The sequence below is a fragment of the Myxococcus sp. XM-1-1-1 genome (genome assembly GCF_020037095.1).
In the GTDB taxonomy this organism is placed as follows: Bacteria; Myxococcota; Myxococcia; order Myxococcales; family Myxococcaceae; genus Myxococcus; species Myxococcus fulvus.
Genome location: NZ_JAIQDH010000001.1, coordinates 981,807 through 995,084, shown reverse-complemented (window position 1 = coordinate 995,084; position 13,278 = coordinate 981,807). Strand labels below are relative to the sequence as shown.

The 13,278-nt window shown below is 70.3% G+C and carries 12 protein-coding genes; 1 reads left to right on the top strand and 11 read right to left on the bottom strand.

The features are described 5' to 3' along the window. Window positions 1–890: 890 nt before the first annotated feature. Entirely contained in the window at window positions 891–1,514 is a 624-nt protein-coding gene (gene gmk, locus K8640_RS04120; protein WP_141331814.1) for a guanylate kinase, read from the bottom strand. Further along, window positions 1,511–2,389, bottom strand: a complete 879-nt coding sequence (locus K8640_RS04115) for a YicC/YloC family endoribonuclease (RefSeq protein ID WP_141331812.1) — start codon at window positions 2,387–2,389, stop codon at window positions 1,511–1,513. The genes gmk and K8640_RS04115 overlap by 4 nt, the downstream gene beginning before the upstream one ends. Before the next feature lie 83 nt (window positions 2,390–2,472). On the opposite strand from K8640_RS04115, the gene K8640_RS04110 reads away from it, so the two are divergent. After that, entirely contained in the window at window positions 2,473–3,567 is a 1,095-nt protein-coding gene (locus K8640_RS04110; RefSeq protein WP_223745847.1) for a glycosyltransferase family 9 protein, read from the top strand. Here the strand turns inward: K8640_RS04110 and K8640_RS04105 are convergent. The 9 genes from K8640_RS04105 to K8640_RS04065 form a co-directional block, all read right to left on the bottom strand. Then, window positions 3,557–3,739 carry a Trm112 family protein gene (locus K8640_RS04105; RefSeq protein ID WP_141331808.1) on the bottom strand — a complete coding sequence of 61 codons (183 nt, stop codon included), beginning with the start codon at window positions 3,737–3,739 and terminating at the stop codon, window positions 3,557–3,559. The genes K8640_RS04110 and K8640_RS04105 overlap by 11 nt on opposite strands. 3 nt (window positions 3,740–3,742) lie before the next feature. After that, window positions 3,743–4,231, bottom strand: coding sequence for an adenylyltransferase/cytidyltransferase family protein (locus K8640_RS04100; protein WP_223745846.1), 489 nt, complete (start codon window positions 4,229–4,231; stop codon window positions 3,743–3,745). Beyond that, window positions 4,228–5,241, bottom strand: coding sequence for a bifunctional heptose 7-phosphate kinase/heptose 1-phosphate adenyltransferase (locus K8640_RS04095; protein WP_223745845.1), 1,014 nt, complete (start codon window positions 5,239–5,241; stop codon window positions 4,228–4,230). The genes K8640_RS04100 and K8640_RS04095 overlap by 4 nt, the downstream gene beginning before the upstream one ends. A gap of 31 nt (window positions 5,242–5,272) precedes the next feature. Beyond that, complete coding sequence (lpxK, locus tag K8640_RS04090) at window positions 5,273–6,376, bottom strand: tetraacyldisaccharide 4'-kinase (protein WP_223745844.1); 1,104 nt, start codon at window positions 6,374–6,376, stop codon at window positions 5,273–5,275. 55 nt (window positions 6,377–6,431) lie between these two features. Next, window positions 6,432–7,466, bottom strand: coding sequence for a glycosyltransferase (locus K8640_RS04085; protein ID WP_223745843.1), 1,035 nt, complete (start codon window positions 7,464–7,466; stop codon window positions 6,432–6,434). Window positions 7,467–7,470: 4 nt separating this feature from the next. Then, the gene (locus K8640_RS04080) at window positions 7,471–8,478 is read right to left on the bottom strand and encodes a glycosyltransferase family 4 protein (protein WP_141331797.1); all 1,008 of its coding nucleotides are present in this window, start codon (window positions 8,476–8,478) and stop codon (window positions 7,471–7,473) included. After that, window positions 8,475–9,758 (bottom strand): 3-deoxy-D-manno-octulosonic acid transferase, encoded by a 1,284-nt coding sequence (locus K8640_RS04075; protein WP_223745842.1) that lies wholly within the window; start codon window positions 9,756–9,758, stop codon window positions 8,475–8,477. Before K8640_RS04075 ends, K8640_RS04080 begins: the two co-directional genes overlap by 4 nt. A 21-nt stretch (window positions 9,759–9,779) precedes the next feature. Continuing rightward, window positions 9,780–10,949 (bottom strand): PHP domain-containing protein, encoded by a 1,170-nt coding sequence (locus tag K8640_RS04070; RefSeq protein WP_223745841.1) that lies wholly within the window; start codon window positions 10,947–10,949, stop codon window positions 9,780–9,782. Between the two features lie 544 nt (window positions 10,950–11,493). After that, complete coding sequence (locus K8640_RS04065) at window positions 11,494–13,278, bottom strand: ABC transporter ATP-binding protein (protein WP_223745840.1); 1,785 nt, start codon at window positions 13,276–13,278, stop codon at window positions 11,494–11,496.

Below are 13,278 nucleotides of genomic sequence, written 5' to 3'. Positions count from 1 at the left end.
TCCTTCTCTTCTTCTTGGGCTTGCTATTTGGTTTTCAAAGACCGAGTCGCTTGTTTCTACCGCGACTTCTTGCTACCATTCTTCCTGTCCGCCGCTTGCTGCTTTCGGCGGGCTGCATCTTTTATTCAGGTCCGCGTCAGCTGTCAACTTCGACTTGCGTCCCTTCGGCTCTCTCGAAGTCCTCAGCGCCGCCCAGTGGCTTCCGCTGCTTCTCTTCGTGAGGGGCGCGGCTTCTACCTCTTCGCCGCATCCCGTGTCAACCGCTGCTTCATTGACCGCCCCGTCGTCCCCGCCCGCTTGCTTCCGGGCTTCTTCGTCGGGGCGCGGCTTCTACCACCGCCGCATCTTCTGTCAACCCACTGCGCTGACCGCCGTATTTCCGATGTCGTCCTGCCCTCGCGCGAAGTACTCCGCGCCAGTGCGCGGCTTCGTTGCGAGGGGCGCGGCTTGTACCACCACCGCGACTGAAGTCAAACCGTCGACAAGCTGCCCTCCCCCGCCGACCCAGCTCAGTGCCGTCTCCCATGAGACGACGTCCTGCACCACCACCCGCACGCCCACTGAACCACTACCATCCGGTCGACCATGTATGGAGCGCTCCGGAGAATGTCAACTCGCAGTCACGAGCCGCTCCGGACGCTTGCCTGCCCCCTGAGGGCCCACTCTGGGCCGCCACGAGGCGCACGGTCCTATCCATGTTGAATCAGAGAACCACAGCGCCCGAGGCGCTGATTCCACGGCGTTTCCGTCGTGGCTCCCGGCGACGCGAAGGCGACCTGCCCTTCCGCGCCTCGCCGTGAGGTGGGCGGCTTATCCACCAAGCCAGGGACCAGCGCAAGAAGTTTGCTTCTCGTCACTTCGGCGCCACCTGGAGGACACCTCTCCCAGGCTCAGACGCCGAGCTTCAACCGGGAGACGTCCGCCCGCCCCCGGCGGCATCCCTCGGCGACGACCACGGCCTTGAGCTCACTGTAGGCCCGGTCGAAGTCGTCATTCACGACCACATAGTCGTACGCGGCGATTCCCCGCTCCATCTCGGAGCGCGCCGCCAGCATGCGCCGACGGATGGTCTCGTCAGAGTCCGTCTGCCGGTCCCTCAGACGACGCTCGAGCTCTTCCATGGAGGGAGGCAGCACGAAGATGAGGACCGCGTCCGGGTGCTTGCGCTTGATGGCCTGGCCCCCCTGCACGTCGATGTCGAAGATGGCGACGCCCCGGTTGGCCCGAGCGATGTCCACCGTCGACTGGGGGCTCCCGTAGAAGTGGCCGTGGACCTCCGCCCACTCCACGAACTCGCCGCGTTCGATCTTCGCCTGGAAGGTGGCCACGTCCACGAAGTGGTAGTCGACGCCCTCCTGCTCCTTGCCTCGGGGCCGGCGCGTCGTGACGCTGATGGAGAAGTTCGCCTGGGGCGTCTCCCGGAGGAGCCGGTGGGCCAGGGTGGTCTTCCCCGCTCCAGAGGGGGCGGAGAGGACGAGCAACAGACCGGGCGGAAGGATGGTGGTTTCGCTCATTCGACGTTCTGCACCTGTTCGCGGATGCGCTCGACCTCGGCCTTCATCGAGACCACGCGCGCGGAGATGTCCGCGTGCTGGCTCTTGGAGCCCGTCGTGTTCACCTCGCGGTGCATCTCCTGCACGAGAAAGTCCATGCGGCGGCCCGTGGGCTCCTGGCTCGCCATGAGGGCGCGGAACTGCTCGAGGTGGCTCGCCAGGCGCGTCACCTCCTCGGCGATGTCCGTGCGCTCGGCGAAGAGCGCGACCTCCTGGGCCAGCCGCTGCGGGTCCACCGCCACGCCGCGCGCCAGCTCCGCCACGCGCTCGGTGAGCCGCTGCTGGTAGTCCTGCACGGCGCGGGGCGCCAGCTGCGCCACCTCCCGGCTCCACCCCTCGAGCAGCTTCATGCGCGCATCGAGGTCGGCGTGGATGGCCTCCCCCTCGACGAGCCGCATCTTCTCCAAGGCCCCGAGCGCCTGGTCCAGCGCCGCCGTCACCGCGGGCGTCGCGGACTCCAGGTCGACGCCCTTCTCCTCCAGGCGGACCACGCCCTGCTGGTTGGCCACCTGGGACCAGGTGACGTCCTGGGAGAGGCCCAGCTCCTTGGCCAGCTCCCGGAAGGTGCGCAGGTACTCGCGCGCCAGGTTGAGGTCCACCGTGGGCACGGTGCCCGAGGCCGTGGAGGACTGCCGCTTCACCAGCAGCTCCACCGAGCCACGCGCCAGCCGGTCCTTCACCTGCTTCGTGACGAGCGGCTCCAGGGAGGCGAGCTCGCGCGGCAGTCGCGCCTTCACCTCGCAGAACTTGTGATTGAGCGAGCGCAGCTCCACGGAGACCTCTTCGTCTCCCACGCGCGCGCGGCCCGCGCCAAACCCGGTCATGCTCTTCAGCATTGGGCGGTTGCTAGGGGCTTTCCGCCCGCAGGTCAAGCAGCGTGCTTGCACGCCTTTCAGTTCTGTGTAGGGTCCGCGCCGCGATGTCCTGGCACAAGCGGCTCGAGTTATGGGCGAAGCTGGCACTCGCGCTCGTGGCGTCCCTGCTGTTCTGGCGCCCCGGCCGCAAGCTGCGCCCCGGAAAGTCTCTCCCCGTCCCCCGGAAGGTGCTGCTCGTGCGGCCCGACAACCGCGTGGGCGAGGCCCTCCTCACCACCCCCCTGCTGCGCGCCCTCAAGGCCCAGGTCCATCCCGCGCCCGAGGTCCACGTCCTGGTCCACGCCAAGGTGGCCCGGGTCCTCGCCAACCACCCCGACGCGGACCAGGTCATCGCCTTCGACCGTCGCCACATCTGGGCCGGTCCCCTGGCCCCCGGCATCCGCGCCCTGCGTCAGGCGAACTACGACCTGGTGGTCGACTGCGCCAACTGGGAGGCCCCGTCCGTGACGAGCGCGCTGGTGTCGCGACTGGCCGGTCCTCGCGCCGTGGTCGTCGGCCCCAAGGTCTGGCCCGTGACGTACCTGCACTCGCTCTCCGTTCCCGCGCGGCCCGATACCCGCAGCGAGGCCGTCCAGCGCACCCACCTGCTCTCCCCCGTGGCCGGCAACGAGCTGGCCCGGGAGCTGTCCTTCCGGGAGCCGTACATCCGCGACTCCTTCCGCACGTTCCTGGAAGAGGACGCCTCCATGCCGTGCGCGGTCATCAACCCCGGCGGCCGGCTGGGCCCCCGTCGCATCCCTCCGGAGGCCTTCGCCGCCGCCGCACGGGCGTTGCTGGAGGCGGGCCGCACGCCCATCGTGACGTGGGGGCCCGGAGAGGAGGAGCTGGCGAAGGCCGTGCTCGTTGGCGCGCCCGGGGCCCGACTGGCGCCTCCCACCAACCTGGATGAGCTCGCGGCCCTCATGCGCGCCGCCGGCCTCACCGTGTGCAACAACACCGGGCCCATGCACCTGTCCGTCGCCGTGGGTGCGCCGACGTTGGCGTTCTTCCTCCGGATGGACATGGAGCGCTGGGGCCACGCCTATGGCCCACACCGCATGGTCGACCTCACGTCCATCGTCGATGGCGCGGGAGGACAGGGGCTCGAGGCTCGCGCCGCCGAAGAGGCACGGTCCTTCGCCGCGAAGCTCACCGCCTAGGCGCGTCCTCGCGAGTCATCAGCTCGGGAAGCAGCTGCGGCACGCCGTCCTTCACGGGCCACGAGGCATGGCAGGCCACGCAGTGGAGCCGCTCCGTGGCGCCAGTCCCCAGGACGACGAGCGCCCCCTTGCATCGGGGGCAGCCCAGCACCGCCAGGAGCGGGGCATCCATGGGCTACTTCGCGTCCTCACGCCCGAGCCGACGCGCCAGCTCCGTGGTGCTGTGGTTCTTCGGGTCGCCCGACACTGCGGTGCGGCCACCGTAGGCACGGACCTCGTCACCCTCGGGGATGCTGTCGGGCGTGTAGTCCGTGCCCTTCACGTGCACATCAGGCTTCAACACCCGGATGATGCCGCGCACGTTCGGCTCGTCGAAGACGATGACCCGGTCCGTGCACGCGAGTGCGGCGACCAGCTCCGCGCGCTCGTTCTCCGGGATGTGCGGCCTGCCAGGCCCCTTGTACGCGCGCGTCGAGGTGTCCGAGTTCACCGCCACCACCAGCACGTCCGCCAGCTCGCGCGCGCCCTCCAGGTAGCGCACGTGGCCGACGTGCAGCAGGTCGAACACACCGTTGGCGAGCGCCACCGTGCGGCCCTCCTGCTTCCAGCGGGCCCTCGCCTCCGCCACCTGCTCGAGTGACTGAATCTTCTCCAAGGTGCTCATCGCGCGCTCCGCAGCTCCGCCAGCAGCTCATCCCGGGACACCGTCGCGGTCCCCGGCTTCTGCACCACCATGGAGCCGGCCACGTTCGCCAGCCTCGCCGCCTCGCCGAACGAAGCTCCAGCCGCGACGGCCAGCGAGAAGGTCGCAATCACCGTGTCGCCCGCGCCCGTCACGTCCACCGCGGCCTTCGCGCCGTGCACCGGGATGAGGTCCACGCCGCCGTCCGCGTCGAAGAGCGCCATGCCGTGGCGGCCCCGCGTCACCAGCAACGCACGACACCCTAGCCGGCGCACCGCTTCCTTCCCGGCCAGGAGCAGGTCCTGCTCCGAGCGCACGGGCCGGCCCGCGAGCGCCTCCAGCTCGGGCTCGTTGGGCTTGCACACCGTCAGCCCCGAGAACGACGCGAGCGCATAGCGGCTGTCCACGCACACCGGCAGCCCATCCGCCGCGAGCTTGCGGAGCACACCTCGCACCTCGTCGTTCAGCACCCCCGCACCGTAGTCCGAGACGACCACCGCGTCCGCGTCCCGAGCCGCCTGCTCCACGTGACGGGCCAGGGCCTTGCGCACCCGGGGCGGCAACTCCGAGCGCTGTCCCCGGTCCAGGCGCAGCATCTGCTGCCGCGTGGTGCTCAGGCCACCGGCCAGGATGCGCGTCTTCGTCTCCGTCGCGATGTCTCGACCGCCCACCGCGTGCAGCCGGACGCCGGCCTCGGAGAACAGGTGGCGCAGCTCGCCGCCCATCTCGTCCGCGCCGAGCACACCGACAGCCGTCACCTGGCCCGTCAAGGCGCGGACGTTGGCCGCGACATTCGCGCCTCCGCCCAGCTTCACCTCCGCGGACTCGTAGCGGACGATGAGCACGGGCGCCTCGCGGCTCACCCGGTCCGTCTGTCCGTAGATGTAGTGGTCTGCGACGAGGTCCCCGACCAGCAGCACGCGACGACGCGAGAACGCGAGCGGCAGGCGAGAGGGCAAGGGCGAGGAGCGAACGGGCGAGACCGCGGCCATGGCGGCGGTTTGTCCCACAGCCCCCCTCGTCTCACAAGTCGCCTGACGCGCCCGCCAGCCCGAGCGCCCGATACAGGTGGGCCGCTCCCTCCAGCACCTCCACCCCCAACCGCACCTTCCACGCCTCGAACCCGGGCGGCAGCCGCACCGCGTCCTTCTCCGTCGTCACCACCACCACGCCGCGACGCGCCGCCCGCTGGACCACGTCCTCCAGCTCCTCGGCAGTGAAGCCGTGATGGTCCGGGAAGAGCGCCGTGTCGACGACCTCCACACCCAGCGTCCTCAGGGTCTTCAGGAAGCCCCCCGGCCGGCCAAGCCCCGCCAGCGCCAACACGCCCTGCCCTCTCAGGCGCTCCGGTGGATGCGACATGCCCTCCGGGTCCACCCATGCCGAGGGCCCATAGCGCGCTCGCACCCGGGGAATCGACTCGGCTTCTCGCGGAAGGCTCACCGCTGGGGGCTCACCCACGGCCGCCGCGGACGTGCGCACCCAGAGCAGCGTGGCGCGTCGAATCGATGAAGCGGGTTCACGCAGCGGACCTCGCGGAAGCATGTGGCCATTGCCCAGCCCCACCGCCTCGTCCACCACCACCAGGTCCTCGTCCCGCGCGAGGCGACGGTGTTGAAAGCCATCGTCGAGCAACACCGTGTCCAAGCCGAACTCGTCCCGTGCTCGCAGCGCACTGGCGACCCGGTCGGGATTCACGAAGAGCCTCACGCTCGGACATCGCGTCGCGAGCAACAGCGGCTCGTCTCCCGCGTCCTCCACCGAGGGGAGCGGCTGTGCTCCCGTGAAGGTCAGCGGCTCTCGCGAGCGCCGACCGTAACCTCTCGTGAGGATGCCGACCTTGCGCCCCGCCCGGACGAGCTGCTCCGCCAGGTACAGCACCGCGGGCGTCTTGCCCGTTCCGCCCACGTTGAGGTTGCCCACGGAGAGGACTCGGAGTCCCTCGACACGCTCGGCTCGCAGCAGCCCCTTGTCGTACAGGGCTCTTCGCAGTTGCACCGCCGCGGCGTAGCTCCACGACAACGCCGTCAGCGGAGACAGCAACGCCCTGCGGCCCCAGTCCTCCGGTGACGGTGGGTAGAAGACCCGCTCGATGGCGGTGGGCGACTCGGAGGCGGGAGGACTCAAGACCGACGGGCTCCCATCGCCCGGAGCGCGCTGGGCTCGACGTCCGACATGGACCTCATCGAGGAGCCCCGTTGGCCGCCTCGGCGTACATGGCGAGCACATCGGCGGCGATGCGCGCGTTCGTCGGATGGGCCACCGGCGCGAGCACTCCCGAGAGCGCCGCCGTCACGACGGCTTCGGGCGTGGGCTCGGCCACTCGCGCATCCGCCAGGTCCGGCAATGCGCCTTCGTCCACCGCGACCACTCGGACACCACACGCTCGCGCCTGGGCCGCGGCCCTCGCGCTCCAGTCATTCCCCAAGCCCAGCAGCCAGACCTCATCCAGCGCCTTGAGCCAGCGCGCGAAGGCCGCGCCCTGCTGATAGCCCGCGAAGGTCACCGCGTCCGTCAATCCCAGCGCAGCCACCTGATGGCGCGTCGCCTCCAGCAACGCTCCGTCACCCACGAGGATGAAGCGCGCGTGAGGATGGTGCTGGCGGTATTTCGCGAAGGCCTCCACGCCAACCGCATGGCGCCTCGAAGGCTGGAACGTGGAGACCATTCCCACCAGCGGTCCGCCCATGAGCCCCAGCTCGCGCCGGAGCGACTCGCGGTCCGCTTCGGGCCGGAACCTCGGGTCCACCAGCGCCGGGAGCACCCGGGCTCGCTTCCCTCGCTCCAACAGCCTCGGCAACAGCGCGCTCGCCGGAACCGTGTACGCGTCCGCCGCGGGCAACGAGGAGCGCAGCGAACGGGGCGCATGCAGCGAGCGCACCAGCACCGCGGCTCGGGGACGTCCCCACCTCGCGAGGAAGTGGTCGTGACTGAAGTGCGAATGCACCACGTCCACCTGCCGCGCGCGCAGACGCCGCGAGTCGCTCCACATGCGCCACGGCGGCGACTTCACGGACAACTCCAGGCCGCCTTCGTCCAACAGGCCGAGTTCCTGGAAGCGAGGCACCGCGGGCTCCTCCGCCGGCACGTCCTTGCGACGACGGTCCACCGCCACCGTCACCTCGTGCCCCGCCTCCCGCTGCGCTCGGGCCAGCAGCGCGACGTTCTCCGCGGGTCCACTGAAGAACGGGCTCGCGAGCAGGTGAAGGATGCGCATCCGCTCAGCGCCTCACCAGCGTGCGGTACAGCGCCTCCAGCGCGTGCGCCTCGTGCTCCACGCCACACCGCCGACGCGCCTCCTCGGCCGCGTTGCGCCCCACCTGCCGCGCCCGCTCCGGCTCCCGCATCAACATGTCGAGCAGCTCCCGCAGCGCCTTCACGTCTCCCGGCTCGAAGAAGAAGCCCGTGCGGCCATGCTCGATGAGCGTGTCCAGGTACGGCAGCTTCGACGCCACCACACAGCAACCCGACGCCATCGCCTCCACGTGCACCAGCGAGTACCCCTCCGCATAGGACGGGTGCACCAGCACCGTGAGCCCCTGGTACCAGGGCTCGATGACCGACTGCTCTCCGGCCAGCGTCACCCGGTCCTCGATGCCAGCGCGCAGGCCGTTCACCCAGTCCAGGTCCGCGCCCTTCGCCAGGCCCACCAGCACGCCCTGCCACTCGGGGTGCTCGGGTAGCAGCGGACGCACCGCCTCCAGGAAGTCGCCCTGCCCCTTCTCCTTCCGGATGCGACCGATGACGCCGATTCCCAGGCGCCCACCCTGCCCCAGTCGCTCCCAGGCCTTCTGACGGTCCTCGGGCGGATGGAAGCGCGTCAGGTCGATGCCGTGCGAGATGACCGTCGACGGCAACGCGATGACGTCCGCCACCTGCTTCGTCAACGACACCAGCGCGTCCGCGCCCCGCGCGATGAAGCGCGTGAAACCACTGGGCGCCATCGACGTGTGCCGAGTGAACACCAACCGCACCTGTCGGCCCACCAGCTTCAACAGCATCCCCGCGAGCAGCTCGTTGTTCCGATGCGCGTGCCATACCACCGGCTCCGAGCGCGCCCTGCGCAGCAACTCCGGCCAGGTGATTCGCGGCAGGCCCTCGCTCAGTCCCGAGCCGATGACCCGCGTCTCCGAGCCCGAGTCCTTCACCAGCGCCGGCACCACCGACTCGACGTGACGCGTGACGCCCGTGTACCGGTTGTGGAAATGCGGGTGGATGATGAGCGTCATCGCGGCTCCGCCCTTCCGTGCGGGAAGAGCGACAGCATCGCCTCGGCGTTGCGCTCGCTCGCGCCGGAGATCCGGCCCACCGTCTCCAGGGCCCGGGCCCCGAGCTCATCGATTCGCCTCGGGTCCTCCAACAGCTCCGCGAGCCTCGCGTGCAGCTCCTCCGCGTCCGCCACCTGGATGCCTCCGTGCTCCGACAACACCGCCACACTGTCCCGGAAGTTGTCCATGTGCGGCCCGAACAACACCGGCTTGCCCTGCCCCGCCGGCTCCAGGATGTTCTGGCCACCGCGCTTCGTGAACGAGCCCCCCACGAACACCACCGTCCCCAGTCGGTACGCCCGCGACAGCTCGCCGATGGTGTCCAACACCACCACCTGCCCTCGCTCGGGGTTGCCCTTCGAGCGCAGCCCCACGCTCAGCCCCGCGTCTCGCGCGAGCGCCACCACCCGCGCCGCGCGGTCCACGTACCTGGGCGCAATCACCAGCCGCAGCTCCGGCCACTTCGCGAGCAGCCGCCGGTAGACGCCCAGCAGCGCCTCCTCCTCGCCCTCGTGCGTGCTTCCGGCGATCCACACGGGCGCGCCCACCGGGAGCCCCAGGACCTCGCGCAACGTGACGTCCTCCGGCGCGGGCCCCGAGGCCAGGGAGTCGAACTTCGTGTTCCCCGTCACCATCACCCAGTCGGGACGCGCGCCCAGACTCCTCGCCCGCTCCGCTTCGTCCTCGTGGCGCATCAACATCAGGTCCAGGTCCTTCAGCGGATTGCCGATGAGCCCGAACAACGCCCGGTAGCGCCCCACGTTCGCAGGCGAGAAGCGGCCGTTGGTCATCACCACGCGTGCCCCTCCGCGCTTCGCCGCGCGGATGAGGTTGGGCCAGATCTCCGTGTACTCGAGGACCAGGATGTCCGGCCGGAGCGCCTTCATCGCCCGCCGCGTCGCGCCCCACAGGTCATACGGCACGTAGATGACGCCATCGATGTCCTTGGCCAGCCGCCCCGTCGCCATCGCATGTCCGCTGTCCGTCATCGTCGACAGGATGAGCTGGCAACCCGGGAAGCGCGCTCGCAGCGGCGCGAACATCGGGGAGAGCGCGAGCAGATCCCCCGCGCTCGCTCCGTGCAGCCACACCACGGGCCCATCGCCCCTCACGGGCAACGCGCCCGGGGAATAGAACCCCAGTCGCTGCCACAGGCCATGACGCGTCTTCCGGTGCACACACAGCACCGGGAGGAGCAGCGGGAAGAGCAGGTACGTGGCGAGGATGTAGAGGAGTCGCATGGACGGCTCCCCGGCCCTCTATCAGATGCCAGGGGTCCGAGGCAGCACACGCACGGGATTCGGAACAATCCAAGGTCGCCATTCGGACCCGAAGAAGCGTCCGGGCCCCTTCGCCCAGACCTCCACCCGCACCAGCCCCTCCCCCGTCAGCTCCACCGACGTGCCGTCCTCCCCCAGTCGGCCTTCTCCCCACACCTGCACCCGAACCGTGTCCACGTCCGGCAACCCCGGCAGGCGCACCTTCAGGACATCCCCCACCCGGGCCTCGCGCTGCTCCAGGTCCACGCCCTCCAGGGCGAAGCCCTCGGGCTCCCCCAGCGCTCGGAAGGAACAGAGGGCCGAGCCTCCTCGCAGCGCTCTCGTCACGAGCGCCGCGGCCACCTTCGCATCCTTCGGCAGGGGCGAGGGGAGCTGCTCGGGCGGGAGGTACATCGCGAGCGAGCTGAACACGGACTCGTACGACGGCAGGCCATGCGCATCATGCGCGCAGAAGGAGCGCTTGGGCTGCTCCCGCGAGAGGTCCATGAAGCGCTCGCCAGGCTCGGGCTCGGGCGCGACGAGCAGCATCACTCCATGCATCGGGTTCGCGAGATACGCGCCCACGGCCGGCAGCAACCGGCTCACCGGATTGCGCATGGCGTGACGGAAGAACGTGTCCGCCGAGTACAGCTCGAACCCCTTTGCCTCACGGGCGGTCGGCTCGTCCGTCCACGGGTTCTTCTTCTGCACCGGATGCGCGAGGACCGTCATGCCTCCCGCGGCCTCCACTGCCCTCACCGCATCCTCCGCGGGCATCCATCGCGTCATGCCCTCCAGCGGGCGCTCCATGCCGAACGCGACCAGGTGCCCCGCGGACGTCGAGATTTCAACGCCGGGAATCAGCAGCACGCCATCGCCCCAGGTCGGCGCGGGCGGCGTGAAGTCGTTGTGGTCCGTCAACAACACGAAGTCGAGGCCCGCGGCCTTCGCCGCGAGCACCACGTCGAGGGGACTGCCTCGTCCATCCGAGCGCGTGGTGTGCACGTGGAAGGCGCCCCGAATCCACCTCGGCTCGCCCTCCTTCGGAGGCACCACCGGGTATGTCGTGTACGAGGCCGGGAGCGCGAAGAAGCCGCAGAGGCCCAGGAGGAGGAGCAACAGGCCCACCAGCGCGCGAAGCCCCTTGCCGAGCGCCACACGAAGTCGGCTCATCGCCCCTCTTCTCCACGTCGCGCAGGGACGACGTCGATGGATGTCACGATGAGGACAACGCTCCTGGCGCCGCACCGAGGCAAAGCCTGTGACGACTCCAGCATCATTGTCCGGACCTCGGCCGTCCCCGAAACAGGCGCTCCACCACGTTCAGTCCCGACTCCTGGCGCGGGGACCCGGCTTCGCCGCACAGGCGTGGCGCGCACGAAGGAGCCTTCCGGCCAGCCCCCATCCGCGGGCCGACCGCACCGCTGCGCGCCAGCCCAGCACTCGCTCCGACGTATTGGCGCGGCTCCTGCGGAGACCACCGCGTCCCGCGACAGGTCCTGTGCCTGGATGCCGCCACACGAAGGCCTGCCCAGGCGCACCAGCGCCCGGTCCGACGGCGAGCGAACCACCCTGGTTCGTCGACGACGAGCCCCGCCCCGAGAGGCGTCTTGCCGCATGGGTGCGCTGCACGCCGGGACTTCGCTCCACCCGACATGAACCCGTGACTCCCGGACAGGCGTCTCACGGCATGCCCTCGGCTCCAGGGGACCGCGCTTCACGCGGCGCCTCGCTCGAGGGTGCCCTCCGTCTGCATCTTCCACAGCGCCGCGTAACGCCCGCCCCTCGCGAGCAGCTCCGCGTGCGAGCCGCTCTCCACCGCCCGCCCCGCCTCCATCACGTGGAGCACGTCCGCGTTCACCACCGTGGACAACCGGTGCGCGATGACCAGCGCCGTGCGCCCCGGCAACACCGCCGCCAGCGCAGCCTGCACCTCGCGCTCGCTCTCGGGGTCCAGGCTGCTCGTCGCCTCGTCCAGGACCAGCACGCGCGCTCGCGCCAGCACCGCCCTCGCGATGCACAGTCGCTGCCGCTGACCACCGCTCAACGTCACGCCGCGCTCGCCGATGCGCGTGTCGTAGCCCTGGGGCAGCGCCCGGATGAACCCGTCCGCGTTCGCCACCTTCGCCGCCGCCTCCACTTCCTCACGCGTGGCGTCCGGTCGCGCATAGCGAAGGTTGTCCAGCACCGTCCCCTGGAACAACAACGGCTCCTGCGTCACCAACGCCAACTGCTCGCGCAGGCTCGCCGCCGTGTACCGGTCCATGTCCACGCCGTCCAACAACAGCCTCCCGGACTGGGGCCGCTCGAAGCGCAGGAGCAGCGACGTCACCGTGCTCTTGCCCCCGCCACTGCCTCCCACCAGCGCCGTCACCTGCCCCGCCTTCAGATCCAGCGTCACGCCCTCGAGCGCGCGCCGCTCGCCATACGCGAAGCTCACGTCCTCGAAGCGCACCGACTGGGACAAGGGCGGCGCAGGCACCGCGTCCGGCGCATCCAGCACCGGGTGCTTCAAGTCCAGCAACGCGAAGAGCCGCTCACCCGCCGCGCCCGCCTGCATCGCGAACTGCGTCACCCGGCCCAGGTCCTTCACCGGCTGGTACACCAGGATGACCGCCGTCAGCAGCGACAACAGCGCCTCCGGCTCCATCAACTTCGCGCTCGCCGCGAAGGCCAACGCCCCCGCCAGCGCCGCCGCCGCCAGCACCTCCATGATGCCGGGCACCCCGCCACGCGCCCACGCCGCCCCCACCACCGCCTCCTCGTGCGCCTTCGCGTGCGAGGCGAACCGCGCCAGCTCCGCCTCCTGCCCGTTGAACGCCTGAATCGTCCGCAGTCCGCCGAGCCCCTCGTGGAGCTGCCCCGCCAGATGCCCCAGCTGCGTCTGGCCCTCGCGCGTGCCCTTGAGCACCTTGCGCGTCAGCCTCGACGCCGGCAGCGCCGCGAGCGGAATCACCACCAGCATCAGCCCACCCAGCAGCGGGCTCATCGACAACGCCACGCCCGCCAGGATGATGACCTGCAGGCTGTCCCGCAGGTACGAGCCCACCGTGTACATCGCCGCCGCCTCCACCGCCGCGACGTCCGACGAGAAGCGACTGAGCAAGTCTCCCTGCCGCTCACGCGCGAGCTGCGCGGGCGACAACGACGTGAGCTTCACGAAGAGCTCCCGCCGCAGGTCCTTCACCACCCGCTGCGCGAAGAGCCCCATGAAGTAGAACTGGCCCAGGTACCCCACGCCCTTCACCGCGCCCACCACCACCATCATCAGCGGGAAGCCCCACAGCGCCGCGTCACGCGGCAGGTCCGACAGCCACGGCACCCGGTTCGCCCCGCCGAAGCCCTCCTCGCCGCCCGACAACAGGAAGCGCAGCGCGGGGCCCGTCAGGTACGCGTACGCCCCCGTGGCGATGCCCACGAACGCCATGCACACGAACGCCACCACGAGCACCGCCGCATGCGGGCGCGCGTAGCGCAACAATCGCCAGAGTGTCCGCCCCAT

Excerpts from the sequence above, each read along its gene's own strand:
- K8640_RS04105 (WP_141331808.1), bottom strand. The coding sequence starts at position 3,739 with ATGGATGCCCCGCTCCTGGCGGTGCTGGGCTGCCCCCGATGCAAGGGG.
- K8640_RS04115 (WP_141331812.1), bottom strand. The coding sequence starts at position 2,389 with ATGCTGAAGAGCATGACCGGGTTTGGCGCGGGCCGCGCGCGCGTGGGA.
- K8640_RS04070 (WP_223745841.1), bottom strand. The coding sequence starts at position 10,949 with ATGAGCCGACTTCGTGTGGCGCTCGGCAAGGGGCTTCGCGCGCTGGTG.
- K8640_RS04065 (WP_223745840.1), bottom strand. The coding sequence starts at position 13,278 with ATGGGGCGGACACTCTGGCGATTGTTGCGCTACGCGCGCCCGCATGCG.
- K8640_RS04110 (WP_223745847.1), top strand. The coding sequence starts at position 2,473 with ATGTCCTGGCACAAGCGGCTCGAGTTATGGGCGAAGCTGGCACTCGCG.
- K8640_RS04075 (WP_223745842.1), bottom strand. The coding sequence starts at position 9,758 with ATGCGACTCCTCTACATCCTCGCCACGTACCTGCTCTTCCCGCTGCTC.
- K8640_RS04085 (WP_223745843.1), bottom strand. The coding sequence starts at position 7,466 with ATGCGCATCCTTCACCTGCTCGCGAGCCCGTTCTTCAGTGGACCCGCG.
- K8640_RS04080 (WP_141331797.1), bottom strand. The coding sequence starts at position 8,478 with ATGACGCTCATCATCCACCCGCATTTCCACAACCGGTACACGGGCGTC.
- K8640_RS04100 (WP_223745846.1), bottom strand. The coding sequence starts at position 4,231 with ATGAGCACCTTGGAGAAGATTCAGTCACTCGAGCAGGTGGCGGAGGCG.
- gmk (WP_141331814.1), bottom strand. The coding sequence starts at position 1,514 with ATGAGCGAAACCACCATCCTTCCGCCCGGTCTGTTGCTCGTCCTCTCC.
- K8640_RS04095 (WP_223745845.1), bottom strand. The coding sequence starts at position 5,241 with ATGGCCGCGGTCTCGCCCGTTCGCTCCTCGCCCTTGCCCTCTCGCCTG.